This is a genomic window from Mucilaginibacter sp. (assembly GCF_965225845.1).
Classification (GTDB): Bacteria; Bacteroidota; Bacteroidia; order Sphingobacteriales; family Sphingobacteriaceae; genus Mucilaginibacter.
The window spans coordinates 2,144,305-2,168,701 of the sequence record NZ_CBDDBL010000002.1; the positions used below are offsets into that span (position 1 = coordinate 2,144,305).

The 24,397-nt window shown below is 41.6% G+C and carries 23 protein-coding genes; 5 read left to right on the forward strand and 18 right to left on the reverse strand.

The window, feature by feature from the left end; translation table 11 throughout:
• Nucleotides 1-16: 16 nt before the first annotated feature.
• Nucleotides 17-871, reverse strand: coding sequence for a helix-turn-helix domain-containing protein (locus tag ACYZ0U_RS13685; RefSeq protein WP_461453098.1), 855 nt, complete (start codon nucleotides 869-871; stop codon nucleotides 17-19).
• 117 nt (nucleotides 872-988) lie between these two features.
• On the opposite strand from ACYZ0U_RS13685, the gene ACYZ0U_RS13690 reads away from it, so the two are divergent.
• Genes ACYZ0U_RS13690 through ACYZ0U_RS13700 form a run of 3 tightly spaced genes read left to right on the forward strand, consistent with a single transcriptional unit; the run spans nucleotide 989 to nucleotide 4,930 of the window.
• The gene (locus ACYZ0U_RS13690) at nucleotides 989-1,615 is read left to right on the forward strand and encodes a 2Fe-2S iron-sulfur cluster-binding protein (RefSeq protein ID WP_461453099.1); all 627 of its coding nucleotides are present in this window, start codon (nucleotides 989-991) and stop codon (nucleotides 1,613-1,615) included.
• Between the two features lie 10 nt (nucleotides 1,616-1,625).
• The gene (locus tag ACYZ0U_RS13695) at nucleotides 1,626-2,609 is read left to right on the forward strand and encodes an FAD binding domain-containing protein (protein WP_461453100.1); all 984 of its coding nucleotides are present in this window, start codon (nucleotides 1,626-1,628) and stop codon (nucleotides 2,607-2,609) included.
• Entirely contained in the window at nucleotides 2,606-4,930 is a 2,325-nt protein-coding gene (locus tag ACYZ0U_RS13700; RefSeq protein ID WP_461453101.1) for a xanthine dehydrogenase family protein molybdopterin-binding subunit, read from the forward strand. The genes ACYZ0U_RS13695 and ACYZ0U_RS13700 overlap by 4 nt, the downstream gene beginning before the upstream one ends.
• Here ACYZ0U_RS13700 and ACYZ0U_RS13705 read toward each other — a convergent pair.
• The 10 genes from ACYZ0U_RS13705 to ACYZ0U_RS13750 form a co-directional block, all read right to left on the reverse strand.
• On the reverse strand, nucleotides 4,919-5,497 hold the full coding sequence (locus ACYZ0U_RS13705; RefSeq protein ID WP_461453102.1) for a nucleotidyltransferase family protein: 579 nt from the start codon (nucleotides 5,495-5,497) through the stop codon (nucleotides 4,919-4,921). The two genes, ACYZ0U_RS13700 and ACYZ0U_RS13705, sit on opposite strands and share 12 nt — an antisense overlap.
• On the reverse strand, nucleotides 5,498-6,607 hold the full coding sequence (locus ACYZ0U_RS13710) for an XdhC family protein (protein WP_461453103.1): 1,110 nt from the start codon (nucleotides 6,605-6,607) through the stop codon (nucleotides 5,498-5,500).
• A gap of 115 nt (nucleotides 6,608-6,722) precedes the next feature.
• Nucleotides 6,723-7,451 (reverse strand): esterase family protein, encoded by a 729-nt coding sequence (locus ACYZ0U_RS13715; RefSeq protein WP_461453104.1) that lies wholly within the window; start codon nucleotides 7,449-7,451, stop codon nucleotides 6,723-6,725.
• Between the two features lie 59 nt (nucleotides 7,452-7,510).
• Nucleotides 7,511-8,119, reverse strand: a complete 609-nt coding sequence (locus ACYZ0U_RS13720) for a GDSL-type esterase/lipase family protein (protein WP_461453105.1) — start codon at nucleotides 8,117-8,119, stop codon at nucleotides 7,511-7,513.
• Nucleotides 8,120-8,225: 106 nt separating this feature from the next.
• Entirely contained in the window at nucleotides 8,226-9,131 is a 906-nt protein-coding gene (locus ACYZ0U_RS13725) for a metallophosphoesterase family protein (protein ID WP_461453106.1), read from the reverse strand.
• Nucleotides 9,132-9,312: 181 nt separating this feature from the next.
• Entirely contained in the window at nucleotides 9,313-11,793 is a 2,481-nt protein-coding gene (locus ACYZ0U_RS13730) for a TonB-dependent receptor (RefSeq protein WP_461453107.1), read from the reverse strand.
• Between the two features lie 114 nt (nucleotides 11,794-11,907).
• A complete protein-coding gene (locus ACYZ0U_RS13735; RefSeq protein ID WP_461453108.1) occupies nucleotides 11,908-12,294 on the reverse strand; it encodes a hypothetical protein in 387 nt (128 codons plus the stop codon).
• A gap of 176 nt (nucleotides 12,295-12,470) precedes the next feature.
• The gene (locus tag ACYZ0U_RS13740) at nucleotides 12,471-12,974 is read right to left on the reverse strand and encodes a hypothetical protein (RefSeq protein WP_461453109.1); all 504 of its coding nucleotides are present in this window, start codon (nucleotides 12,972-12,974) and stop codon (nucleotides 12,471-12,473) included.
• Nucleotides 12,975-13,104: 130 nt separating this feature from the next.
• Nucleotides 13,105-13,314 carry a hypothetical protein gene (locus tag ACYZ0U_RS13745; protein ID WP_461453110.1) on the reverse strand — a complete coding sequence of 70 codons (210 nt, stop codon included), beginning with the start codon at nucleotides 13,312-13,314 and terminating at the stop codon, nucleotides 13,105-13,107.
• Nucleotides 13,315-13,743: 429 nt separating this feature from the next.
• Nucleotides 13,744-14,106 carry a hypothetical protein gene (locus tag ACYZ0U_RS13750; RefSeq protein WP_461453111.1) on the reverse strand — a complete coding sequence of 121 codons (363 nt, stop codon included), beginning with the start codon at nucleotides 14,104-14,106 and terminating at the stop codon, nucleotides 13,744-13,746.
• Between the two features lie 547 nt (nucleotides 14,107-14,653).
• Between ACYZ0U_RS13750 and ACYZ0U_RS13755 the strand changes: the two genes are divergently transcribed.
• Complete coding sequence (locus ACYZ0U_RS13755; protein WP_461453112.1) at nucleotides 14,654-14,902, forward strand: hypothetical protein; 249 nt, start codon at nucleotides 14,654-14,656, stop codon at nucleotides 14,900-14,902.
• 12 nt (nucleotides 14,903-14,914) lie between these two features.
• On the opposite strand, the gene mnmE is transcribed toward ACYZ0U_RS13755, so the two are convergent.
• Nucleotides 14,915-16,315: a tRNA uridine-5-carboxymethylaminomethyl(34) synthesis GTPase MnmE gene (mnmE, locus tag ACYZ0U_RS13760; RefSeq protein ID WP_461453113.1), complete on the reverse strand. Its 1,401-nt coding sequence runs from the start codon at nucleotides 16,313-16,315 to the stop codon at nucleotides 14,915-14,917.
• A 151-nt stretch (nucleotides 16,316-16,466) separates the two neighbouring features.
• Here mnmE and ACYZ0U_RS13765 point away from each other — a divergent pair, with 151 nt between their 5' ends.
• Nucleotides 16,467-17,525, forward strand: a complete 1,059-nt coding sequence (locus ACYZ0U_RS13765) for a nucleoid-associated protein (RefSeq protein ID WP_461453114.1) — start codon at nucleotides 16,467-16,469, stop codon at nucleotides 17,523-17,525.
• 8 nt (nucleotides 17,526-17,533) lie between these two features.
• Here the strand turns inward: ACYZ0U_RS13765 and ACYZ0U_RS13770 are convergent, their stop codons facing one another.
• The 6 genes from ACYZ0U_RS13770 to ACYZ0U_RS13795 all read right to left on the reverse strand — a co-directional run bounded on the left by ACYZ0U_RS13770 (nucleotide 17,534) and on the right by ACYZ0U_RS13795 (nucleotide 24,377).
• Nucleotides 17,534-17,893, reverse strand: a complete 360-nt coding sequence (locus tag ACYZ0U_RS13770; protein ID WP_461453115.1) for a DUF5655 domain-containing protein — start codon at nucleotides 17,891-17,893, stop codon at nucleotides 17,534-17,536.
• A 91-nt stretch (nucleotides 17,894-17,984) separates the two neighbouring features.
• Nucleotides 17,985-18,785 carry a TIGR02757 family protein gene (locus ACYZ0U_RS13775; RefSeq protein ID WP_461453116.1) on the reverse strand — a complete coding sequence of 267 codons (801 nt, stop codon included), beginning with the start codon at nucleotides 18,783-18,785 and terminating at the stop codon, nucleotides 17,985-17,987.
• A gap of 74 nt (nucleotides 18,786-18,859) precedes the next feature.
• A complete protein-coding gene (locus ACYZ0U_RS13780; protein WP_461453117.1) occupies nucleotides 18,860-19,999 on the reverse strand; it encodes a cystathionine gamma-synthase in 1,140 nt (379 codons plus the stop codon).
• A gap of 72 nt (nucleotides 20,000-20,071) precedes the next feature.
• On the reverse strand, nucleotides 20,072-21,544 hold the full coding sequence (gene proS, locus ACYZ0U_RS13785; protein WP_461453118.1) for a proline--tRNA ligase: 1,473 nt from the start codon (nucleotides 21,542-21,544) through the stop codon (nucleotides 20,072-20,074).
• Nucleotides 21,545-21,712: 168 nt separating this feature from the next.
• A complete protein-coding gene (locus ACYZ0U_RS13790; RefSeq protein ID WP_461453119.1) occupies nucleotides 21,713-23,614 on the reverse strand; it encodes an alpha-L-rhamnosidase in 1,902 nt (633 codons plus the stop codon).
• Nucleotides 23,589-24,377: a glycoside hydrolase family 78 protein gene (locus tag ACYZ0U_RS13795; protein ID WP_461453120.1), complete on the reverse strand. Its 789-nt coding sequence runs from the start codon at nucleotides 24,375-24,377 to the stop codon at nucleotides 23,589-23,591. The genes ACYZ0U_RS13790 and ACYZ0U_RS13795 overlap by 26 nt, the downstream gene beginning before the upstream one ends.
• Nucleotides 24,378-24,397 lie beyond the last annotated feature (20 nt).

Here is a 24,397-nt window from a genome sequence, read left to right on the forward strand (position 1 = left end):
CCGCTTAATGATAGGACTATTTGCGGTATTGCTCACGAAAAGCTATAGCAGATATACCTGTCACTTTGCGAAAGATACGGGAAAAGTAAGAGTGATCATTATAACCCAGGGCGTGAGCTATCTCTTTTACGGTAAGATGACTGTAGTATAGCAGGCGCTTGGCTTCCATAATTATTTCCTGGTGTATCCAATAACTTACAGGGAAGCCTGTCATTTTTTTGAGTGATTCGTTTAGATAGGACTCTGATACATTTAGTTTGGCCGCATATTCAGCGGGACTTTTGACGCATCGCAATTCAGCAACAAGCAGGTTTTTAAATTGACGTGTGAGTTGTGCCGGTCGTGATACTTTCAAATCCATACCAGAATAACCACTGTAACAACCTGCAGCAATGGCTAAGAAAGAGCGTAACAAGGCGTGAACTACCGGTACATAAAAAGGATCGGAACTATCCTCGTTATATTTCTCATAGAGTAAAGCCAACAAATTATGACATTGGTTGAGCTGAATTTCGCTCATTAAATAAGGTTGCTGTAAAAGCAAATTGCTTTCAAACACATTCCTGCATTCAGGTGGAATCAACGCGGTATCAATAGCAAGGAACCAGCCATCAACCTCTTTATTTTGAATACGATTGTGCACCTGCGTTGGTAACACATAATACAAATTGCTAGCCTTTATGCAAACCCGGTTAAAATCGATCAGCAGAGATCCGGAACCGCTTTTAAGTACAAAAAATATATAGTGGTCATCCCGGTGGGCTTCTAATGCCTTTTGATCTTCGCGGGGAAGATCGCCATTTTCAAAGCGTTTAAGCTCTAAACCAATACTGGATTTATCCTTTAATGCATGTACCGGGATGCCTTTCATCGCTCAAAAGTAAACATTTTACTTATTGATAGTTAAAGCAGCCTAAGCGTATAATTATTTCATTATAAATTAAACATTTGCTTTATAAGAAGTGTTCTTAAAGTAATCAATAGCACAATGGAGAATATGGACAACTCATCCAAAGATAAAGATAGCCCCAAAGGTGGCACAACCCGGCGACAGTTTTTGGGCCAGGTTGGATTTGTAAGCGCTGGTTTGCAATTGGCACCGTTGCTTTCGAAAGCGACAGGCGTATTACCTGATAATGAGGCTTTGCCTGCAGAGCCAATAAACGTTACAATGATGGTTAATGGCAGCCAAAAAACATTAACGCTTGACACACGTGTAACTTTACTTGACGCCCTGCGTGAAAAAATGCATTTGCCTGGCACTAAAAAAGGATGTGACCATGGCCAATGCGGCGCCTGTACCGTTTTGCTTGATGGCAGGCGGATTAACTCATGCCTGCACCTTGCTGCAATGTGCGAAGGAGCGCAAGTAACCACTATTGAAGGCCTTGCCAATGGCGACCAGTTGCACCCTATGCAGGAAGCCTTCTTAAAACATGATGGTTTTCAGTGTGGATATTGCACTCCGGGGCAAATCTGTTCAGCAGTAGGATTAGTTAAAGAAGGCCATGCCAAAACAGATGCTGAGATAAAAGAGCTGATGAGCGGCAATATTTGCAGATGCGGCGCTTATCAAAATATTGTGGCAGCCATAAAAGAAGTTCAAAACGCTTAAACCCTGAACTATGCAACCATTCAGATACATTAGGGCACACGATAACCAGGCAGCAATTCGCGCTGCGGGCACAAACGAAGCCAAATTTATAGCAGGCGGCACCAATATGCTCGATCTGATGAAACTAAATATCGAAAACCCTAAACAGGTAATAGATATCAACAAACTTTCACTTTATAAAATTGAGGAGCTTGAAAACGGCGGTATCCGAATTGGCGCGCTGGTTAAAAACAGCGATCTGGCTTATCATCCAACAATCATTAAAAAATACCCGGTACTCTCAGAAGCTATATTAGCGGGCGCATCCCCGCAATTAAGAAACATGGCCACAACCGGCGGCAACTTAATGCAACGCACACGCTGCCCTTATTTTTATGATACCGATTTTGCCTGTAATAAACGAATGCCGGGTTCGGGATGTGCTGCCATTTCCGGATTTAATCGCATGAATGCGGTTTTGGGTACAAGCGACAAATGTATTGCTACACACCCATCAGATATGTGCGTTGCTATGGCAGCCTTAGGTGCAATTATCCATATACAAGGGATTAAGGGTACACGTGCTATATCATTCGCAGATTTTCATTTATTGCCGGGACAAACGCCGAATATTGAGCACAATTTGCACCAGGATGAACTCATTACGCACGTGGAGATCCCTGCATTATCGTTCGCTAATAAATCACATTATTTAAAAGTGCGCGACCGGGCATCATATGAATTCGCTTTGACTTCGGCTGCGGTAGCGCTGGATGTTGAGGGCGGAAAAATTAAAGGGGCGAGAATTGCATTAGGAGGCGTTGGTACCAAACCCTGGCGCACTATAGCTGCGGAACAAGCTTTGATCGGAGCGCCTGCAAACGCGCAAACTTATCGTAAAGCCGCTGATATTGCTTTGGCAGGTGCCAAACCATTTAAAGATAACGCATTTAAAATTGAACTGGCTAAACGTACTCTGGTACGTGCTTTAAAAACAGCGGAGGGCATGTCATGAACGAATCACTTGGAAAACCGATAGACCGCGTTGACGGCAGGTTAAAAGTTACCGGCGCTGCAACTTACGCTGCCGAGTATCAAATTAAAAACCTGGCTTATGGTGCGCCGGTTTTAAGTACTGTCACTAAAGGCCGTATTAAAGATATAGACATACAACAGGCAGAAAAAATGCCCGGAGTAATTGGTGTAATGACAAGCGAAAACTGCATGATGTTGCACTCGCCATCGGGTTCAGACCCCGGCAGCGGAAAATTCGCTGAAAAAGATTTGCTACCATTGCAAAATGATCGTGTGCTTTACGGCGGGCAATATGTTGCCGTAGTAGTTGCCGAAACCGCGGAACAAGCAGAACAAGCTGCGGCAGTAATAAAAATAACTTACGAAGAACAAAAACCTGTTGTAGGATTCGAAGCTAATTTTGCTACTGCTTATCAACCGGGTTCGGGATTGGGTGGCGCAAAAACCCAGGAAAAACGTGGAGATGCTGATGCTGCAATGAAATCCGCCGCAATTACCACCAATGAAACTTATACTACCCCTGTTTACAGCCATAATGCTATGGAGCCACATGCTACGATTGCTGAGTGGAATGGTGATAAGCTAACTGTTTACGACGCTACGCAATCTGTGATGGGTGTACAGGGATTGTTATCAACAATATTGGGTGTCCCTAAGGAAAATACGCAGGTATATGCTTTATATATTGGCGGTGGTTTCGGGTCGAAAGGATTTACATGGGCGAACACCTTATTGGCGCCAATGGCCGCCAAGCAATTTAACCGCCCGGTAAAGATCGAGTTGAAAAGGCAGCAGGTGTTTTCTGCCGCAGGCAGGCGTACGCAAACACAGCAAAAAATTGGCTTAGGCGCAGGCGTTGATGGTAAATTGACATCTATTAAGCATGATACCATTTCGGAAACATCATTTGTAGATGAATTTGTTGAAACAGCCGGCGTTGCCACCAGCATGATTTACAGCAGCCCTAACGTTGAAGTTAAACATAGCCTGGTACGACTTAACCGTGGAACTCCATGCCCTATGCGCGCGCCCGGGGAATCAGTTGGGATGTATGCGCTTGAAGTTGCTATGGATGAATTAGCCAGCAAATTAAAAATGGATCCCGTTCAACTCAGGATATTAAACCATTCTGATATGGATGAGCAAAAGAAAAAGCAATTCTCATCAAAATATTTAAAAGAATGCTATCAGCGTGGCGCTGAAGCTATTGGCTGGAGTAATCGCAACGTTGAGCCTGGCACAACCAAACAAGGCAATTTATTAGTTGGCTATGGCGTAGCTACCGCTACTTATCCGGCTAACAGGAGCGCTTCATCAGCCAAAGCAACCCTATTTGCTGACGGGCACGCTGAAATACTTTGTGGTACGCAGGATATTGGCACAGGCACCTATACAGTTATGACCCAAGTGGCTGCTGATGCTTTTGGGCTGCCCGTTGATAAAGTAAATGTTAAATTAGGTAGTAGTTCTTATCCTAAAGGAGCGCAATCAGGCGGCTCACAGGTGTCAGCAAGTGTCGGGCCTCCAATTAGAGCTGCCGCTTTGGGTGCTGTAAGTAAAGTAGTTAAAATTGCTATCGCTGATCCAAAGTCACCCCTGTTTGGTAAAAAAGAAGAAGATATTATTGCTAATAATGGCCACATCCAACTGAAGGATAACGCCAATAAAGGTGAATCTTTTATGGCTATACTAAGCCGTAAAGGCATGGATAAAATTGAAGCAAGTGCTAAAACTGATGTCTCAACGCGCCAGCAGCAGCAGTCCTCGCCTGCGCCTGATGGAAGCCCCGAAGCGAAAATAGAAGCGGAAAGTAAAACCAATGCGGCTGTACAAGCCGATGAAAAAACAGACCGAAAGGATTATGTTTTCCATTCATTCGGCGCTCAGTTTGCTAAGGTTTTAGTTGATCCTGACTTGGGGACTATTCGAGTGGAAAAAATCTCCAGTGTTATGGACATCGGAACTGTAATGAATTTAAAAACCGCAACTAATCAAATAATGGGGGGTATTTTATTCGGCATGGGTATGGCTTTGATGGAAGAAACAAAATACGATCCAAATAATGGCCGTTTAGTGACACGCGACTTAGCGCAATATCTTGTTCCGGTACATGCAGATATTCCGGAAATTGATGTGCAATTTATTGAAAAACCGGACCCGTTCATTTCTCCCATCGGCGCAAGAGGCATTGGAGAAATTGGTGTTACAGGTATGGCAGCAGCGATTGCAAATGCGATTTATAATGCCACTGGAAAACGTGTTAGGGATTTACCTATCACGCCGGATAAGCTAATCGTTTAATAATTTTAATCTTTCATAATCCTCGGGAGTGTCAATATCGATACTCCCCTTTTCAAATGGGATGTAATCAACAAATTGGGTATTCTTTTGAATAATTTTTTTTGCGCCCTCATGCCCTTGCAGCTTTAATAAATCGTTAAATATTGCCCTTTCAAATAATGCCGGCACCCCTGCTATGCCATTATACTCACTGGCAATTATCAATTTATTCGTTTCCGCTTGTTTTGATACCAGGTTACTCAGTAATTTTTCATCTGCAAAAGGCTGATCGCATAACAGGATAATGGTTTTGTCAACCATTTCATCTTTCATAATTTCATTAATACCCGACCTTATGGAAGATGCCATCCCCTCTTTCCAATGTTTGTTATAAATGGTTTTAACATTTGCTGGTGATGAGATATTATCAGCGTTAGCGCCGAGCACAACAACAATAGGTTCGCATGCTGATTTAATCCCCGTCTCCACAGCGAGCTGCAAAAGCGTTAGGCCATTAAATATTAAATTTTGTTTGGGCTGCCCCATCCTGCTTGATTCGCCTGCTGCAAGTATGATTAAAGCTGTCATTTAAGCGCTGTGAATAACAGTTGTTTTATATTTTAACGGATGTCCGTTTCTTTCAGAAAATACTGCTTTTATTTCAGCAACAATTGATAAGGCTATTTCTTCAGATGTTTCAGAACCTATATCCAAACCAACAGGACCGTGAATAGCTTCCAGGTTTTTGTCTGTTATAACAGCACCGTCTTCCTCCAACTCATCTAACATTCGTTCCAGCTTCTTTTTAGGCCCTAAAATACCAATGTAAGCGGGTTGTAAAGGCAAAAGTTCTTTCAGAAATGCAATTTCATAATTATAATTATGTGTCATCAGCACAAAAGCTGTCCATTTATTCAACACCAGGTTATTCAGTACTTTTTCCGGCCTGGCCAGTACTATTTTTTGGGCAGACGGAAAGCGTTCGACAGTAGCATAATTAGGCCTTCCGTCAACAACCGTTATATTCCAGCCAATTATTCCTGCCATTCTGGTTAACGGTATGGCGTCGTTACCCGCACCTAAAATAACCACGGATATCAACGGTTTAATGCATTCGATAAATACGGTATGATTATTATAAGTAGTGATAGATGAGTTACGGCTGCATAATGCATTTTCTGCAACATTATACAATTCATTTTTATAATCCAGCAAATCTAATCCTTTCGAAATTTCCTGCCCGTCGGTCAAACATAAACATGAACCGGGCTGTGGTGCTTTCCTGTCCTTTAATGAAAATATAGTAACCAAAACTGAGTAACCTTTTGAGGCAATTACAGCCCTTAATAAACTGATCGGGTTTATTTCCTCATCATTAATTGGTTCTATTAAAATATGTATAATACCATTACAACCTAAACCTACGCCTAATTTAGCATCATCATCATCCATTGTATCATAGGTAACTAAAAGAGGTTCTTGTTGCAGGATAACCATTCGCGCTTTACGCAGTGCGTCACCTTCAAGGCAACCTCCGCTGATCGCTCCGGTTAGTTGGCCGTCTTCGGTGATCAACATTCTTGCGCCGGCCCGCCTATATGCGGATCCTTCGACCAAAACAACTGTGGCAAGCGCTGTCTTCTTACCGGCCTTAAGGGCCTGATCATGGGCGGCAACAATGTCAATCATCTCTTTCATGCTAAACTAATAACATTTACTACCGTTATTGGTTTTAAAAGTATGTTGACGTATGGATACCTGGCTTTTTATCAATGGTTATTATAAAACATGCAACCATGTGTTCGCGATATATTTAAAGATAGAGTTTCACCATCTTTCTCCAGCTACGCGCTGTATGGGCAAAACCATCCCAGGTGTAAAAGCGGTGATCAATGCCCTTGTTCCAAAGCAAATTATCAAATTCAAGGTTATCGTACTTAAAAGGATCTGTATCACCTATAACCAGCATGATATCAAGTTTGCGTATAGCATCTAATAATATCCCTTCGCTTATATTGGCCATAAACTGCAGCGGCATATTAAAATAAATGTTTTCATTATGATAACCATCAAACAAGTCCCTAAAATATTGAACTGAACGGGTAAGATCGTACCTGCCGCTCATGCAAACCAATTTATTAAATAATTGAGGGTATTTGAAAACAATATTGGCCGCGTGATAAGCCCCCATGCTACAACCGGCAACTTCAAAATCGTTTTCAGGTTTTCTTATGCGCATAAAGGGCAAAACTTCGTTTAGGATATACTGTTCATATTGCAAATGGCGGTTTATCCTATCGGCCGGGTGAGAGCACTGGCGATAAAAACTCTCGTTATCAATACTATCTACACAAAAAAGCTGTAACTCACCGTTATTTATACGGTCGGCAAGGGCGGCAATTATACCCCAGTTCTCATAATCGTAAAAGCGACCCATTCTTGGCGGAAAAAAAAGTACAGCTTTACCGGCATTACCAAATGTCAGCAGCTCCATGTCTCTTCCAAGCTTGTCACTGTACCAACGATGATACTCCCTGTTCATAACATGCCTAATTTTTGCCGAATATCCCGGTTGTATATTAACTACTGATTAAAAAACGATTAAATATATTCGTTAAAAGCACTTTTAACAGCATTTTTCCAAATCTGATAGCCTTTTTCACTCATATGCAGGCCATCGCTTAAATAATATTCCGCGTTAGGATAACCGTCAGCGTTAAGCATTGCCGCGGAAATGTCTATCCAATGCCAATTCGGATGGTTCTTATTTATTTCAGCTGCTATTAATTCATTGGTATATTTAAACTGACCGGCCAAGCTCCAGCGGTTAATACTTGGTTTTAATGAGATGAAAAAACAGGGTAATGCGTTAAACCTCTCTGTTACCCGCTGGGTAAACTCCTGGAAAAAAATAAAAACTTCTTCCGGATTTCTCCCATCTCCGAGATCATTATCTCCTGCATAAAAAACCAATCTTTTAGGTTGATAACCGGCCATTACGCGATCAAAAAACCAGGTACAGGCGGCAAGCGTAGAGCCACCAAACCCAAGATTTATTGGTTTATATTCTTTAAAGTGATCAAAAAGCGAACCCCATAACCTAATGGAAGAACTACCATAAAATAATGTTTCTGGCTCAATAGTTATTTCTGCACGTACTTTTTCTAATCTTTTTATTTCATCTTCATACCAAACCATTATTTCTTTCATTATCTGTCGCCAAACCTAAATAAATGATTTGAAAAAGAGCGTTCGTTATTTTGATGAAAATTACAGCCCATTAAAATATGATGGAATAAAGTACAGACAAAAAATCTTAATAATTGACGTATTGCTCGTTAAAACTGCCATCTGCAAAAAGATCGATAACGCCATAGCCAGGGGCTGTTTCACGCCTGTTACCCTCCCACCAGGCGCCACTTACCGCACCATCGCAAATGTAGGTCACATTGTTATAAACTACCTTATCACGCAGGTGGATATGCCCGGCAAGGCATAACTTTACATTGGGGTGTTTGTAAAACAGGCTTATAATTTTTGCATTATCGGTATGCATATCGCCGCCGAGCATTGTCCAGCGGTTAACCGTATCATCTTCAATCAGATTTGTAGCTGTTAGAATAGGTATATGCGACATAATCATAATTGGCATATTAGCGTCAGTAGCTTCAATTTCGTTTTGCAGCCAGGCAAATTGCTCATCTCCAAGTTTACCTATATACCATGTATTGTCAATATCAAGGTGCACGCTATCCAATATTATAAATTTCCAGCCAGCCTGTATAAAACTATAGTAAGGTTTAACCAATTGCAGCTGCCCCATACTATACTTTTTACCATAAAATGTTTGGCCCTTGTCGTTCTCACTCCACCAAATGTCGTGGTTTCCCAGGCAGTAGTGTACAGGTAAACCGCATTCAGATTTCATAATATCATGCGTTAGTTTCCATTGCGCATTGATCGTGCTTATGTTTTCTTTATTTATATCGAAAACAATATCACCTCCATTCATGATAAGATCAGCCTTGGGTGACAAATTCTGCACGTGATGTAAGCATCGTGTAAATCTTGCAGGTGCATCAAATTTATCCTTCAAATGAATATCGGTAAGGTGGGCAACGCGCAATACGGGCTTATTGTTACCTGCCAGGGTGGTACTTTTGATAATAGATGGCGCCAATAACAGGCCGCCAATATTTTTTATGGCTGAACGTCTTTGCATATATTGCAAAGTTGATGTTTTGATTTTAATTTAACATTAAATTTCGAGCCCTAAACTGGAAAAATGTACACCCAATCGTATTTGAATGTGATCAACAAAGTTTTGTTTATAAAAAAGTTAACTGCTTTGAACTTTATTTCGAAGGAATGGCAATGCTTAATCATTGCCATTCCTTATTCTTTTATTCTGAAGCGGCTGATTTGTTGATGTTACTACTAAAAGGGAAGATTAGTTTGAAACTGATGTTCCGTCCCATGTTATAAATACCCTGGCTTTGGCGGATTACTGTTGCCGGAGTGCCATTATACGCCAAAAAATATTGCGCCAAATTCAAATGATCGGCATAAGCCACATTGGTTAGATTAGTGCAATTAACATATAAAGCGCATATCGTCCTTCCTGATTTAGGATTGACTATATTGGTACCTACACCGGCATTAAATATGGTGTACTGCACAGAGGGTAATTCGGTATAAAACGCACTGTAGACATTCTTTTGCGCCCAGTCGTGTTGTAAGCCAAATTTCATATAGCATCCTCTTAAAACAGCGTTATGCCCGTCAGCCAGCCTTAATTTAATTTCGGAATTTAAGTGCGGGGCCGGGATATAAGGCAGGTGCTTTGTTGAATCTGTTTGATTAGGGATACGCGAATGAATATAGGTGAACCCGTTATCTAACTCAAACCATTTAGCCTCAGCCGGATGCATATTTAAGAAGCCGGAAACACCTTCAATTATAGCGGTGTTGGCAGATAAGTATTGATATATAGGAAATCCGTCTGATAACTGGTCTGTACGGTCGGCAAAGATAAAATTACTGATATGGTTGTAAAAGCCATCTGCCTCCACACTTACGTCCTTACCATCATAACCATAAGCCAGGTCCACTTGATAACCCTGCTCTGCTTTCAAATTAATATTACCGATATCCACCAAATTGGAGCCGATATTCAACCCATTGCTGGTCAGTTCGTTGATCGCCGGAGCCCGATAACTTTTGGAAATGTTCAGTTTAATATATTTATTATCAGGCAATTGGTAAGAAGCGCCAAGGCTTCCGGAGAACCCACTATAGGTATTATTAAACCCATTAAACTGCACAGTAGATCCTGGGGTTCCTGCCGAGACAATATTTCCACTGTCATCAAGTGACATCGGATCGCCAACGAAGTCCGTGCGATCAAATCTTAAACCTCCACTCAATGTTAGGTTTTTAAAGTTTTTTTCCACAATAGCGTATCCGCCTAATTCAAAATTGGTGTAATTAGGAATTTCGTAATCCGGCACGTAAGGTGCCTGTGGCGCAGCTCCATTATGCTGAAATTCATACAAACCATTAACTCCAGCGGTCAGTTTCCATCCCGAGCTATCGCCGGCTAACTGGTATTTGAACGAAAAAGGCACATCGTTTACTAACAAATTTCCGGAACCCATGATGCCTGTATCAATATCATGGTGCACACTCCTGGTGAAACCAACATCCAGCCCGAAACGACCTTTACCCGCATTAATACTGTTTTGCCACCAGGCCTGGTATTCACCCAAACTTTTATCACTTGCGATGTTCGCGCTGTAGGATAAAAAATCGGCCCTTGTTGGGTAAATCTTTCCGTTCTGTGGGAAATCAAACATAAAACGTCCTGTACTATCGCGGTTCCCATCAGGCAATTCTATCCTCCGGTGTAAAGCACTTAAAGTAAGACGCGAATACCCCCATGACCTGTTGATGCAAAGTATCAACCTCGCGTTTACCTGGTTCCAGGCAGTTCCCCAAACATAACCATCTTTAGGATCAGAATAGCTATGTGCTTCTTCGCCGCTTGCCTGTAAACTCCAAACAAAACCATTATGATTACCTGCTACATTTAATGATGTTCCCAGGTAGCCGTTGTTAGTATGATATTCTGTAAGCACGCTACCTAAAATGGTACCATTTTCAGGTAAAGGAGCGGATTTGAAACTAATTACCCCTGCTTCAGCGCTGGCACCATATTGCAGCGAAGCCGGCCCCCTGATAATTTCAGCATCATGAACCGCGTAAGGGTCAATCAGTATGCCATGATCATCTCCCCATTGGAAGTCTTCCTGCGGAACACCATCCATTAAGGTGAGCACACGGTCAAAACCAAGCCCGTTAATTTGAGGTTTGGTTGTACCCGAACCCTCCGTAGTCTCGTTAACACCTGGCTGCGAGGCTATCTCATCAATGGCTGTATTATAAACGCCCTCAAGGATCATTTTATTAGTAACAACTGCTATTGGTATGGTGGCACGCTTGCGGGTAGTTGTATTACCCAAGGCTGTAACTACAATATCCGAAAGTTCATAGTTTGATGTTGACAATTTAAAATCAACAGAATAGGTATCACCCAGATTAATTACCTTGGTTTCACTGGCATATCCTATTGCGCTCACTTGGATAAGATACTCACCTTTCGGCAATCGTTTAAGGATGTAAAAACCGTTTGCGTCAGTACTGGTACCTAACTTCAGATCGGGTATGGTAATACTTACGCCTGGTACGGGCTGACCTGTAACTTTGTCGGTTACTCTGCCTGTGATCTTACCATCAACCGGAGTTGTTTTACAAAAAGCGGTTTGAGCTGATGAGATGATCAATAAAATAAAAAATAAAATAAAATATCGTAATTGAGTTTTCATATCATTATATCGTTCAAGTGCAGCCATCCATATGTTTAATATTTAACGGTTACACTTATTAATTCTTAAAAAATAGGCTTCAACCTTTCGCAGGTTTAACTTGAATAGAATGTACTAACTCAATGACTTGGGAGGTCTAAAAACAGTGTCCAAATAATGACTGGTGTAGGCATAGGCTAAAGTATGAATGCTTACAGACACCTGATCAATTATAGCCGGCTCTTGGAATAAAAAGCTGAAAGGTTCCTTTAAAAATGATACTTCAACACGATTTGAGCCACTTCTAGAAGTTTGTTTTTTCTCGTTTTCTTCAGCTTGTTTTATCTTTCGCATAAAATAGCATCTGCCATTACAATGAAGGCTGGGCTTAAAACGATTAATGCAAAGGTTTTGAGAGATATATTGCCGGTTCAATTTAAATCCGGCATATTCTAACACCATCGAGAAGTTCGCGATGAAAACCGCAAAAATCAGGGACCATATGATCAGGCGTTTGAGCATATCTACTTTATACTTGTTTAATTATTAACTGGATTCTTCAATTAGTTGATATATTTCTTCTTTATTTAAGCCTTCACATACGCAAACATATCCCTATGCTGATCAATCTGCATCAAGACACCGCGATGTAAATAATACCCTGACTAAAAGTAATGGTAGTAAGATATCTACATACCTTACATCTTCATTTTGCTGTCCATATGCACTGAAGTATCCGGCTTAATTTTCAGTTGCTTTAAATAATTTCCCGATGCTTTCAGCACGTCCTTATATAAACTATCAATCTTCAGCACTTCGATCTTTTCAGCGGTGAAATATTCCAGTGTTTCCTGGCTTGTTTTTCCTTTAAAGTCGTTGTTATAAGCGTGCATCCAACTTTCCATCTGGTCATCGGCATACCCGAGTTTTTTATTTAGGGCATTAATCTGTATCCGTGTTAAGGAGGTATCTAAACCAGCTTGCCGAAGTTTTAATTGTTTTAATCCGGATTTCAGCAGGGCATTAAATCTAATTTCGTCGTTTTCAGCCATGCCGTCTTCATTCATGATTTTATCATGGATATCAAGTACTTGTTTCCTCGCAGCCAGGTAATCTGCATCATGCTTACACGAGCTGATGACGATCGGTGCACACAGGATTATTAAGGATATCAGGTAGTACCTGATAGATATGGTAAACATAGTTTCGCTTTAAAAATGAATTTATCCTTTGAATAATTAGGCTGTTTTTTAAACCAAACCGATTTAAGATAAACTAAAATTGAATTATATAATGCAGGCGGTTATACGGGGTATCGACCTGTAAATTAAATTAAACGACTTTTGGCGGGAGTAAAATTGAATAGGAAAGGTGGATCAAACCTGGGATAATGGCTTTGGGGTAGATTGGCTTTGGCATATCTTCTTTAAATGCTGAAAGCGCAACAGGAATTATTGCCGGAAGTGCTTCCTGGTAATGATTTTGCTGGTTAGCGCGGTCCTGTTTTTTTTCATTTTCCTGCGCTTCTTTGATTTTTCGCATAAAATAACAATGCCCGTTGCAATGCAACCATGGACGAGATTTGTTTACGCAAAGGTTTTCGGCAATATATTTATGGTTGAGCTCAAAACCAGCATAAATGAAGAAACGCGAAAAGTTGGAGCTGATCAGCGCTACAAGCAAACATATAGCAATTGTTTTTTTGAGCATTTGCGCAAAGGTAACAGATAATGCAAGCGATATTTAAAATTTCTACTTGTTTAGAACCGTTCTTAACAAGCTTAATAAAGAATTTATTAAGCGATGTATTTGTATATAGACCTATATAAATTTTATAATTAAACTTAGGGGGTATCATAATCTTAAATATTTGAATATATCAATATTAATTACGTGCCTACAAACAAAATGTAGATTATGCCGTAGTATACTTATGTTTTATTCGCCGCGACAAAACGATAAGGTTATGATTTACAAGCGGTCTTTTTGGGTTACTTTTGCCAAAAACGCAGGCAGTGCATTGATACTTCTTTTAGTAATAAATACCGGGTGTAAAAAGAATGATACATCTCCGGCACGATCGAACATATCATTCGATATTACGCTCGGCTCAGAGGAAAACGTCATTCCACCTTCTTCCCCAGGCCTTTCATATAGCCCTGACGAACATTTATCATACTTAGCCAATACGGGTGGTGGTTTCAGTATTTGGTTTGCTGCCGATGGTGGTACCGTGGGCTTTTCTACGCCGGATCTATTGCATTTGACATCCTTAAAATCGGACAATGGAGTTCCATCACCGCTCCTTGCTCCCAGTGGCCCAGGTACTGCCACATTTGATGCGGATTACGCTGGTTCAGGAAGTGTAATCAAAGCGGCAAACGGATCAGCTTTACTGATGATCTATCATGCAGAAAATCACCTGTTTGGGACAGTTCATAGCAATGGAAATCCTTTTTATGCAGGAATAGGATTGGCTCGGTCAACCAATGGCGGGATCACATGGGCGCGCACAGGTGAGATTCTTTCAGCCCATGATCCCCAGATGTCTACACAAACTTCAGGCGGAGCAGGGATTGGGACACCGTCGGCCATAGAAGCGAATGGATATATTTATGTATTTTTTCGTGAGATAGATCCTCAAAGCAATTTGGAAGGTATTGGCATTGCCCGTGCGCCAATTGCTGAAGATGCAGCAATTGGGAGCTGGCAAAAATATCTTAATGGGGTTTACACTTCGCCGGGGCTTGGTGGTGCCTTCACTCCGCTTAAAATTACTTTAGATGTTAATGCCAAGTCCGACCACCGGCAACCTTTCGTCACTTTTAATACTTACCTTAATGTTTATGTTCTTACCATAGTTGGGAACGGCGGAATATATATGTGTACCTCGACAGATCTGGTTAACTGGACAGCAGGGAAAGTGATATTACCTGCACCCGTGCCCGATGCAACTGTAACTGCATCAACAGCCCCTTATAATTGGTACCCTACGCTTATATCACCCGATCAGCCATCAGAAACAATAACCGATAAGGCAGGATATCTGTATTATGCAAAGGGCGCTAATAACGGAACTTCCTATCATACCATGTATAGACGCACCTTTGAGTTATCACTTACAAAGTAAATAGTGTCCCCATTACTTCCCGATACAGAACTTACTAAATATATTCTCCAACAGATCATCAGTAGTAACAGTCCCTGTAATCTCGCCTAAATAATGCAGGGCTTGTTTAATATCGGTCGCCAAAAAATCAGAAGTTATGTTGGAATCAATTCCGTTCAGTACTTTTAATAACGATTCTTCAGTTTTTTGAAGTGCCTCGAGGTGACGGATGTTGGTCACCAGCGTTTCATTACCGGTTAACTTATCTTTTATGGCTGTGTGATAGATCTTATTTTTAAGTTCATCGATATAAAATTTCTCTTTAGCTGAAATTATCACAGACTGCTGGCTGTGCGGTAAATTATTAATCTCTTCCTGCAATAATAAATCGATCTTGTTAGCTACAATCAGCATTACTACACCTGGCTTTTGCAGGCTTTCTAAATCCTGATTAAGCTCTGCTAAAGTAATCTGCTCAGCATCATAAACATAAATCAATAGCGCTGACTGCCTGATCTTTTCCATTGTACGCTCTACTCCTATGCGCTCAATAGCATCCGTTGCTTCGCGGATGCCAGCAGTGTCTATCAGCCTGAAATTGATGCCATGAATATTTAAAACTTCTTCAATAGTGTCGCGTGTGGTGCCGGGGATATGACTTACAATGGCTCTTTCTTCGTTTAACAGGGCATTTAACAAAGTTGATTTCCCTGCATTTGGCCGACCAGCTATCACCGTATTTACACCCATTTTAATGGCGTTACCCAATTCAAATGATTGTATTAAAGAGCCAATTATACGTGTAATATCGTGCGTTAATTTTTTAAGCTGATCGCGGTTTGCAAACTCCACATCTTCTTCAGCAAAATCCAGTTCTAATTCCACTAACGAAGCAAAATTTACTAATTGCTCCCGTAAGCCCTTTAATTGATTGCTAAAACCACCACGTAACTGGTTTAAAGCCACTTGTTGTGAAGCTTTTGAGTTTGACGCGATCAGATCGGCAACGGCTTCGGCCTGGGAGAGGTCCATTTGCCCGTTTAAGAAAGCGCGCAAGGTAAATTCACCAGCTTTTGCAGACCTTGCCCCTTTTTTAATCAGCAGCTTAATGATAGACTCAATAATATAAGCGGAACCATGACAGGATACCTCTACCACGTTTTCGCGTGTATATGATCTCGGAGCGATAAATAATGAGACTAAAACTTCATCTAAAATTAGGTCGCCATCAGCAATACTTCCGAAATGGATAGTGTGTGATTCCTGTTTGGTTAAGTCCTTTCCTTTGAAAACGCTTTGGGCAATATTAATTGCTTCCGGACCGGAAAGGCGTATAACGCCAATAGCTCCGCTTCCGGAGGGTGTGGCAAGGGCAACAATGGTTTCTTCTGTATTGGTCATTTGGGTCGTTTCGCTTCGCTGTAATTGAGTCATTGATCCGACTAAATAATAGCATCAATTCTGTAAATTCTATAATCCCTTAAATTCTGATCAAAAGTCGTTATTTAAGCGCAATGTTCCTGCCATAATTTTGTAAGTATAAAATCGGCAGGCATCATACAAAAAACCTAAATTCGCAAGTAATATGGTAACTTTTTTTGAAGCTTCGCTCGATACTATTTCTGTTCACCACGTTGGTAATCCAACTAATAATGAATTCTATGCCTTATCAGATAAGCCGCTTGAGCTTAAAGACGAGGTGATCCCTACCCTTTTGATGCAGTATTTTTTAAAGCCGTTTGAAAAAGCGAACGAGGTTTACCACCTGATGCACAGCAGCGGCGACTTGAATCTGAACGAAATTCATCATTTTGCCACACAGGTTTTTGAGGATAAGAGCAAATTTCATGAAGTATCGGAACAGATCACCAAATACCTTCACGGCGTATCTAATCATCCTAATATTAAAACCGGGGAGTTGTATATAGTTTACTTTAATAAAGTACAGATTGAGGGTAACCCGCTGGATGCAATAGGCATTTTCAAATCAGAAAATAAAGAAACTTACCTGAAGGTGTACCCGGAAGAAGGTGGCTTTGGTGTTGATTACGAGGAGAATGCCATCAACATCAACAAGCTGGATAAAGGTGTTTTGATCTTCAACATTGAAAAAGAAAATGGCTTCAAGGTTGTAGTAATTGACAAAACCAACACCAACCAGGAAGCTGCAGTTTACTGGAAGGATAATTTTCTGCAATTAAAAATCCGTAACGACAGTTTTAACCAGACCAGCAATACCTTAGGCATCTACAAAAACTTTGTGACCCAGAAACTGGATGATGAGTTTGAAATGAGCAAGGCTGATAAGATCGACCTGTTAAACCGCTCAATGAAGTATTTTAAGGAGAAGGACACCTTTGATATAGATGAATTTGCGGATGAAGTTATCGGTAACGAAAAAGCAATTGAATCATTCAAAAACTTTAAAAGCCAGTACGAACAGGAGTTTGATTCGCCTATTTCGGATACATTCGAAATTTCAGATAATGCGGTTAAGAAGCAAGCCCGCGTTTATAAAAGCGTACTAAAGTTGGATAAGAATTTCCACATTTACATTCATGGCGATAAGGAGTTGATAGAGAAAGGTTTTGACGATGGCAGGGCCATGAATTATTATAAGGTTTATTTCAAGGAAGAAAATTAGGATTTCACTCAATAGTCATACGCTATCTGCATAAACTTTAATACCTCTTCATTCACATCTTCCACATTATAGATCCTTAAATGATGGTTAAACTGGTGAGCATCGCCGGGTACTTGTGCTATTTTTTGGAAACATAAGTTGTCGGGATATTCCTGTTTAAATGGGAATACTACGTGGATAAAGTTTTTGCCTAACTGAGTTACCCAGGCAATTCTGCGGTGTGAGTTGGCAATGCCAATCATGGTTTTGGCTGGATGGATGGTGACAGGAGCAAGTTTTTGGTATTCGTTAATGAAGTGATTAAAGAGCGATAAGGTTTGTTCGGATTTACCGGTAAGGAAAGCAGAAAATTCGTTATCTGATTGCATAATTTAAATATACTAATCAGACTTTAAAGTTGAAGAAGATTTTTCGCTGCGCTCAAGAGATAGTTTCTCCTATCGTCGAAATGACAATTAATTAAAATTTCTCCTCTATCCCCAAACCAAACAAAGCGAAATCATATTTAACAGGATCAGCCGGATCAAACTCCCTCAAGCGTTCCGTTAGCTCAACGGCGGTTTGCCAGTCTGTTTGTTTGCGGGCGATGAGGTTGAGCTTGCGCGCTACCCGGTCTACATGCAGATCGCAGGGCATAATCAGGTCGGCGGGTTTGAGCTGATTCCAGATGCCGAAATCTACACCGTAATCGTCTTTACGCACCATCCAGCGCAGGAACATATTCAGCCTTTTGCAGGTTGATTTTTGCGAGGGTGAGGAAACATGTTTTTTGGTGCGATGCGGGAAATCAGGAAGTGAAAAGAAATACTTTCGGAAGTGATTTAATGCCGATTCAACCGGCGTTTGGAGGTTTACAGATTCTTTGCTACCGCTCAGAATAGCAGTTTTTGCTGGAATAAACGCATCTTCTAACGACTCATGGTTTTCATAATGATAGCGAAAGAAAGCTATAAAATACAGTGTATCAATATCATTAAATGTGCGGTGCTTAAAATGGAGCAGCTTTTTAAGATCGGTTTCGTGGTGGTTGATGATAAAATCGTAGGGTGCGCCATCCATCAGGTCGATCAGCTCTTTGCATTTGTTTATGATGGTAACACGTTGACCCCAAGCTAAAGTCGCCGCCCAAAATCCCATGATCTCGATATCCTGCTTTTTGGTGAACAGGTGCGGGATGGAAACCGGGTCGTTTTTAATGAAATCCGGCTGGTTATATTGCGCGACTTTGGAATCAAGAAAGGCTTTGAGATTTTCTATCATTTATTTAGTATCAAGTAACTAGTATCAAGTAGTAAGACAAGGTTTACTTGATACTAGCTACTTGATACTATGTACTATGCTAACGCTTGTTTCAAATCTTCTAACAAATCTTCCACATCTTCTACTCCTACGCTTAGGCGTAACAGGTTATCGACTACGCCGGCTTTGTCGCGCTCGGGTTTGGGGATGGAGCCGTGGGTCATGCTTACGGGGTGGTTGATGAGTGATTCAACGCCGCCTAATGATTCCGCCAAAGTAAAAACTTTGAAAGATGAAGCTACGCGGAAAGTTTCTTTCAGATCAGCATCCTTCAATACAATGGAGATCATGCCACCAAAATCTTTCATTTGCTTTTTGGCAATATGGTGATTTGGATGATCGGTAAAGCCCGGCCAGTATATCTTTTCAACTTTCGGATGTGTTTTCAGGAATTCGGCGATGATCCTGCCATTCTCGCAATGGGCTTTCATGCGCAGGTGCAGCGTTTTGATACCGCGCAGTACCAGGAAGCTATCCATAGGCCCTGGAGTGGCTCCGCAGGCGTTATAGATGAACCATAGTTTCTTGTAAGTGTCCTCATCATTCAGCATTAAAGCGCCCATCACCACATCAGAGTGGCCGCCGATATATTTGGTTACTGAATGCATCACAATATCTGCACCCAGATCGATCGGGTTCTGCAGGTATGGCGAAGCAAAGGTATTGTCAACCACCAGCTTCAGGTTTTTTGCTTTGGATATTCTGGCAACCGCTTCAATATCCACAATACGCATGGTTGGGTTAGTTGGCGTTTCAATCCATATCAGTTTAGTATTTTCATTTACATATTGGTTGATCAATTCCGGATCAGCCAGGTCGATAAAATGGAATTTGATGCCATAGTTGGCATATATTTTAGTGAAGATCCGGTAGGAGCCACCGTATAGGTCATTGCCTGTAATTACTTCATCACCCGGCGCTAATAGTTTCATTACCGCATCGGTAGCGCCCATTCCGCTTGAAAAAGCCAAACCATATTTGGCATTTTCCAAAGCTGCCAAACAATTTTCCAGGGCATGGCGGGTTGGGTTGGTACCACGGGAATATTCATAACCCTGGTTATCGCCCGGCGATTTTTGCCAGTAGGTAGATGTTTGGTATATCGGCGTCATTACCGCCCCTGTTGACGGATCGGGCTCCTGCCCTGCGTGTATAGCTTTAGTTGCGAATTTCATTTAACTGGTTAATTAAGTGAATGGTTGATTGGGTGAGTGGTTAAACTTCAACTAATCAACCATCAATCAATATTAATAGGCACGGGCAAACAATACTCTTTGGGTTGATGGCTTACCGGTTAAGATACATTTGCCTTCTTCCTGTTTATTGTTCAAAGGTATGCAACGGATTGTTGCCTTAGTTTCATCTTTTATCTTTTGCTCGGTTTCAGGCGTACCATCCCAGTGCGCTGAAAGAAACCCCGGTTTTTCATCTAACAAGCGTTTGAAGTCCTCGTAATTGTCAACCTCGGTGGTATTTTCAGCACGGAAAGTTGATGCCTTTTGGTAAATATTGGTTTGGATATCTTCTAACAACGCTTCAATGTGTGCTGCCAGACCTTCCTGGTTAACGGTTTCTTTGGTTTTAGTATCACGACGGGCAAGCTCAACTGTTCCGTTTTGCATATCGCGGCTACCAATAGCAACGCGTACCGGTACGCCTTTCAATTCGTATTCAGCGAATTTTGCGCCGGGGCGGTGGGTATCGCGTTTATCGAATTTAACAGAGATATCTTTTGCTTTCAATTCTTTAGTAAGCGATGCTACAAAGGCTGAAATATTCTCCAATTCTTCATCATGCTTATAGATCGGCACAATTACAACCTGGATTGGCGCTAATTTTGGTGGCAATACCAAACCTGCGTCATCAGAGTGGGCCATGATCAAAGCACCTATCAAACGGGTTGATACGCCCCATGAAGTAGCCCAAACATAATCCAGTTTGTTATCCTTGCCTGTGAATTTCACATCAAAAGCCTTAGCGAAATTTTGCCCTAAAAAGTGCGAAGTACCTGCTTGTAAGGCTTTGCCATCCTGCATTAATGCCTCGATGCAATAAGTATCCAAAGCACCTGCAAAACGCTCGTTTGGTGTTTTGCGGCCTTTTACAACCGGTAACGCCATCCAGTTTTCAGCAAATTCTGAATATACTTCCAGCATTTGTTCAGTTTCGGCAATGGCTTCGTCAGCTGTAGCATGGGCGGTATGTCCTTCCTGCCATAAAAACTCGCTGGTGCGTAAAAACAAACGCGTACGCATTTCCCAACGCATTACATTAGCCCATTGGTTAACCAAAATAGGCAGGTCCCGGTAAGATTGGATCCAGCCGCGGTAAGTGTTCCAGATAATGGTTTCAGATGTTGGGCGGATGATCAGTTCTTCTTCCAGTTTGGCGTCTTCATCCACAATGATATTGCCGTCGCCATCGTTTTTTAAGCGATAGTGGGTTACCACGGCACATTCCTTAGCGAAACCTTCTACGTGGCTCGCTTCTTTTGAGAAAAAAGACTTGGGGATTAGCAGCGGAAAATAAGCGTTACTGTGGCCGGTGTCTTTAAACATCTTGTCCAAAACAGCCTGCATTTTTTCCCAGATAGAATAGCCGTATGGCTTAATGATCATACAACCCCGAACCGGCGAATATTCGGCCATGTCGGCTTTTATAACCAGGTCATTATACCATTGCGAGTAATCTTCTTCTTTACTTATAACCCCTTTGCTCATTATCTTAAAATAGAATTGTGAAAACGTATGAACGCCAAATTTAGAAATTAAAACTTATTTAAGCGGATGTTTTCAGATTGATTTGAAAAGCATGGCGGCACCAACCCAACCCCACTTCGCTTGTCGGCCATCTTTTCGCATTCGGCGGAAAGATGGTGAAAAATGATCTTATTTCACGTCAAACTCGTAACTACCTGCTACAACTTTGTATTGTTGAGTCTGATTGATCGAACTACCTTTAAAATAAACCTTTTCTCCAACAGGGAAATTAATGGTCGCGGTTGAATTTGCAGGAATAGTTACCTTATACTTTACCATTTTCCCCTCACGTTTCCATGAAGAAACTATCTGGCCATAAGGACCAACGTGCGTGGCTTCGAAATGATCAAGACCATCTACAAAGTTTGGCGACAGGATGACGTTTTTAAAGCCGGGTTGATTTTCATCTATTTTGATTCCCGCCAATCCTTTATACATCCAGGCACCTATCTCGCCGAACATGATGTGGTTTAATGACAGGTCTCTTTTCGCGCTGATGTTCCAATTCTCATATAACGTGGTCGCACCATTCACAATCCACCAACCCCAAGATGGAGCGGTATCCTGCGAGGCTAAACGATAGGCGGTTTGTGCTTGTCCGTTATCACTTAATGCGCCTAAAATTGCTTTGGCGCCTAAGATTCCAACATCCAAATGAAAGTTGTTGGCGGCTACTGAATCGGCAAGGTTGGCGGCTACTTTAGTTTTCAGGCTGTCGGGTACAATACCCCAGTAAAGCGGTACGGCTTGCTCGGTTTGATGACCTTTGGCGTAAACACCGCTTTTGGGGTCAAGGTATTTAGCGTTTATAGCATCCTTAACTTTTTTAGCTAAAGCTGAATAAGTTAAATAATCACCATTTCTGCCTAATAATTTAGCTGCCCTAGCCAGGATATTTACATCGGTATAATAATAAACTGACGAAGTCAGTTCAACTGGTGTGGTCGATTTTACCGGCGCCCAATCGCCCAATCCCCAGGTTGTTAATCCTGTTGGGTACATGTAATTGATGTGATCTACATAACGTTTAATGTTATCATAATTGTCGCTCAAGATCTTAGTATCGCCATAAAATAAATAAACATTCCAGGGGATGATGGCGATGGTACTCGTCCAATCCGGACCATTACCCCACTCATAACCCCAGCCATCTGTCGGCACTATGGACGGCAACACCCCATTAGGTTGCTGCTCATCGCGGTGGTCGGCCATCCACTTTTCGTAAATGGTGATGCCATCAAAATTATACATCCCGGTTTCGCTGGCTATCTGGGCATCGCCTGTCCAGCCGTTCTTTTCACGTTGCGGGCAATCTGTTGGGTATCCCTGTAAGTTCGATAAATAAGATGCATTTGTTGCGGCCCAGATTTTATTGATCAGATCACTTGATGAATTGATGGTACCAACCGGGGTTACATCGCTGTGCATGAAATAACCAACCAGACTTTCTTTGTTTAATTTGATGGCTTTATTGCTTTTTACCTCAACGTACTCAAAGCCCTTGTAGTTAAAGTGCGGCATAAAGGATTCTTCACCTTTACCGTTTAGTTTGTAAATGTCGGTAGCATAAGGATCATAGGTTTTGCTTGCAGAATCAAGGAAGTAATCAACATTGGATTGGTCAGGGTAACCATCTTTATACAACCGTTCAGCGTGGATCAACTTTACTACCGTATTTGAATCGCCATTTAATGTGATCTGGCTCACGCCAGCGATGTTTCTGCCCAGATCGAATATGTAGGTTGAATCATTGATCTTGTTCATGCTTTTGGCAGGGATCCGTTCCACATTGCGGATAGGCTGCATAGCCTCCGATACAATATTTGCAGATGGTGCCTGGCGAAGTGTTATGCCATTCCATTTTTTATCATCAAAATCAGGCAGATCCCAACCTGACTTTTCTAAACGGGCATCGTAATGTTCGCCGGTGTAAATACTATTAAAGACTATCGGCCCGGTTGATGTTTTCCAACTTCTGTCTGAAGTGATCGTTTCAACCGAACCATCAGTGTAAGTCACTCGTATATCCAAGCAGAAAGTTGGCCTTGCACGCCAAGGGGGCACGCTCATAATCCCAAACACCAAGGGATTGAAAATTATACCAGCCATTCCCTAAAATTACACCGATAGCGTTTTTACCATCTTGTAATTGATTGGTAACATCATAGCTCACATACAGGTTGCGGCGGTCGAAACGTGTGAACATCGGGTCAAGGCGGTGGTTTCCGATCTTTTTACCGTTGATATACAATTCGTACAAACCAGCGGCAGCTATATACGCCTTTGCCGATCTGATGTGCTTAGCAGCCTTAAAAGTTTTACGGAAGTACCCGGCAGGTTTTGTTTTGATGTCGTTATCATCACTTATCCAGTAGCCCTTCCAATTATGCATGCCCATTAAACCGGTTTCAAAGCTGGCTACCGATGCTGATTTAGTTACTTTGCCGGTTTTATCCCACAAACAAACTGTCCAGTAATATTTGGTGAAGGGTTGTAATGCTTTGCCCTGGTAGCTTACCAGGTTTTTAGCGGATGTAACTTTAGCGGTTTGCCATACATTGCCTTTACCATTTTTTACTGCAAGTGAATCAGTGCTAACAAACAGTTGATAGCCAGACTGGAATGCTCCTGCCCTGTCATCCTTTAATTGCCAAATAAACCGCGGATGTGTCGCATCCATCCCGATAGGATTGATCAAATATTCGCATTTTAAATTTGTTGGTTTGGGCGATTGGGCAAATGTATTTAAAGATAATAACACAAAAACAGACAGGCAGAATAACGGTAATTTCATAGTGTAAATGGTAGTTTGCT

Excerpts from the sequence above, each read along its gene's own strand:
- ACYZ0U_RS13685 (WP_461453098.1), bottom strand. The coding sequence starts at position 871 with ATGAAAGGCATCCCGGTACATGCATTAAAGGATAAATCCAGTATTGGT.
- ACYZ0U_RS13690 (WP_461453099.1), top strand. The coding sequence starts at position 989 with ATGGAGAATATGGACAACTCATCCAAAGATAAAGATAGCCCCAAAGGT.
- ACYZ0U_RS13695 (WP_461453100.1), top strand. The coding sequence starts at position 1,626 with ATGCAACCATTCAGATACATTAGGGCACACGATAACCAGGCAGCAATT.
- ACYZ0U_RS13700 (WP_461453101.1), top strand. The coding sequence starts at position 2,606 with ATGAACGAATCACTTGGAAAACCGATAGACCGCGTTGACGGCAGGTTA.
- ACYZ0U_RS13705 (WP_461453102.1), bottom strand. The coding sequence starts at position 5,497 with ATGACAGCTTTAATCATACTTGCAGCAGGCGAATCAAGCAGGATGGGG.
- ACYZ0U_RS13710 (WP_461453103.1), bottom strand. The coding sequence starts at position 6,607 with ATGAAAGAGATGATTGACATTGTTGCCGCCCATGATCAGGCCCTTAAG.
- ACYZ0U_RS13715 (WP_461453104.1), bottom strand. The coding sequence starts at position 7,451 with ATGAACAGGGAGTATCATCGTTGGTACAGTGACAAGCTTGGAAGAGAC.
- ACYZ0U_RS13720 (WP_461453105.1), bottom strand. The coding sequence starts at position 8,119 with ATGAAAGAAATAATGGTTTGGTATGAAGATGAAATAAAAAGATTAGAA.
- ACYZ0U_RS13725 (WP_461453106.1), bottom strand. The coding sequence starts at position 9,131 with ATGCAAAGACGTTCAGCCATAAAAAATATTGGCGGCCTGTTATTGGCG.
- ACYZ0U_RS13730 (WP_461453107.1), bottom strand. The coding sequence starts at position 11,793 with ATGAAAACTCAATTACGATATTTTATTTTATTTTTTATTTTATTGATC.
- ACYZ0U_RS13735 (WP_461453108.1), bottom strand. The coding sequence starts at position 12,294 with ATGCTCAAACGCCTGATCATATGGTCCCTGATTTTTGCGGTTTTCATC.
- ACYZ0U_RS13740 (WP_461453109.1), bottom strand. The coding sequence starts at position 12,974 with ATGTTTACCATATCTATCAGGTACTACCTGATATCCTTAATAATCCTG.
- ACYZ0U_RS13745 (WP_461453110.1), bottom strand. The coding sequence starts at position 13,314 with ATGCGAAAAATCAAAGAAGCGCAGGAAAATGAAAAAAAACAGGACCGC.
- ACYZ0U_RS13755 (WP_461453112.1), top strand. The coding sequence starts at position 14,654 with ATGTGTACCTCGACAGATCTGGTTAACTGGACAGCAGGGAAAGTGATA.
- mnmE (WP_461453113.1), bottom strand. The coding sequence starts at position 16,315 with ATGACTCAATTACAGCGAAGCGAAACGACCCAAATGACCAATACAGAA.
- ACYZ0U_RS13765 (WP_461453114.1), top strand. The coding sequence starts at position 16,467 with ATGGTAACTTTTTTTGAAGCTTCGCTCGATACTATTTCTGTTCACCAC.
- ACYZ0U_RS13770 (WP_461453115.1), bottom strand. The coding sequence starts at position 17,893 with ATGCAATCAGATAACGAATTTTCTGCTTTCCTTACCGGTAAATCCGAA.
- ACYZ0U_RS13775 (WP_461453116.1), bottom strand. The coding sequence starts at position 18,785 with ATGATAGAAAATCTCAAAGCCTTTCTTGATTCCAAAGTCGCGCAATAT.
- ACYZ0U_RS13780 (WP_461453117.1), bottom strand. The coding sequence starts at position 19,999 with ATGAAATTCGCAACTAAAGCTATACACGCAGGGCAGGAGCCCGATCCG.
- proS (WP_461453118.1), bottom strand. The coding sequence starts at position 21,544 with ATGAGCAAAGGGGTTATAAGTAAAGAAGAAGATTACTCGCAATGGTAT.
- ACYZ0U_RS13795 (WP_461453120.1), bottom strand. The coding sequence starts at position 24,377 with ATGAAATTACCGTTATTCTGCCTGTCTGTTTTTGTGTTATTATCTTTA.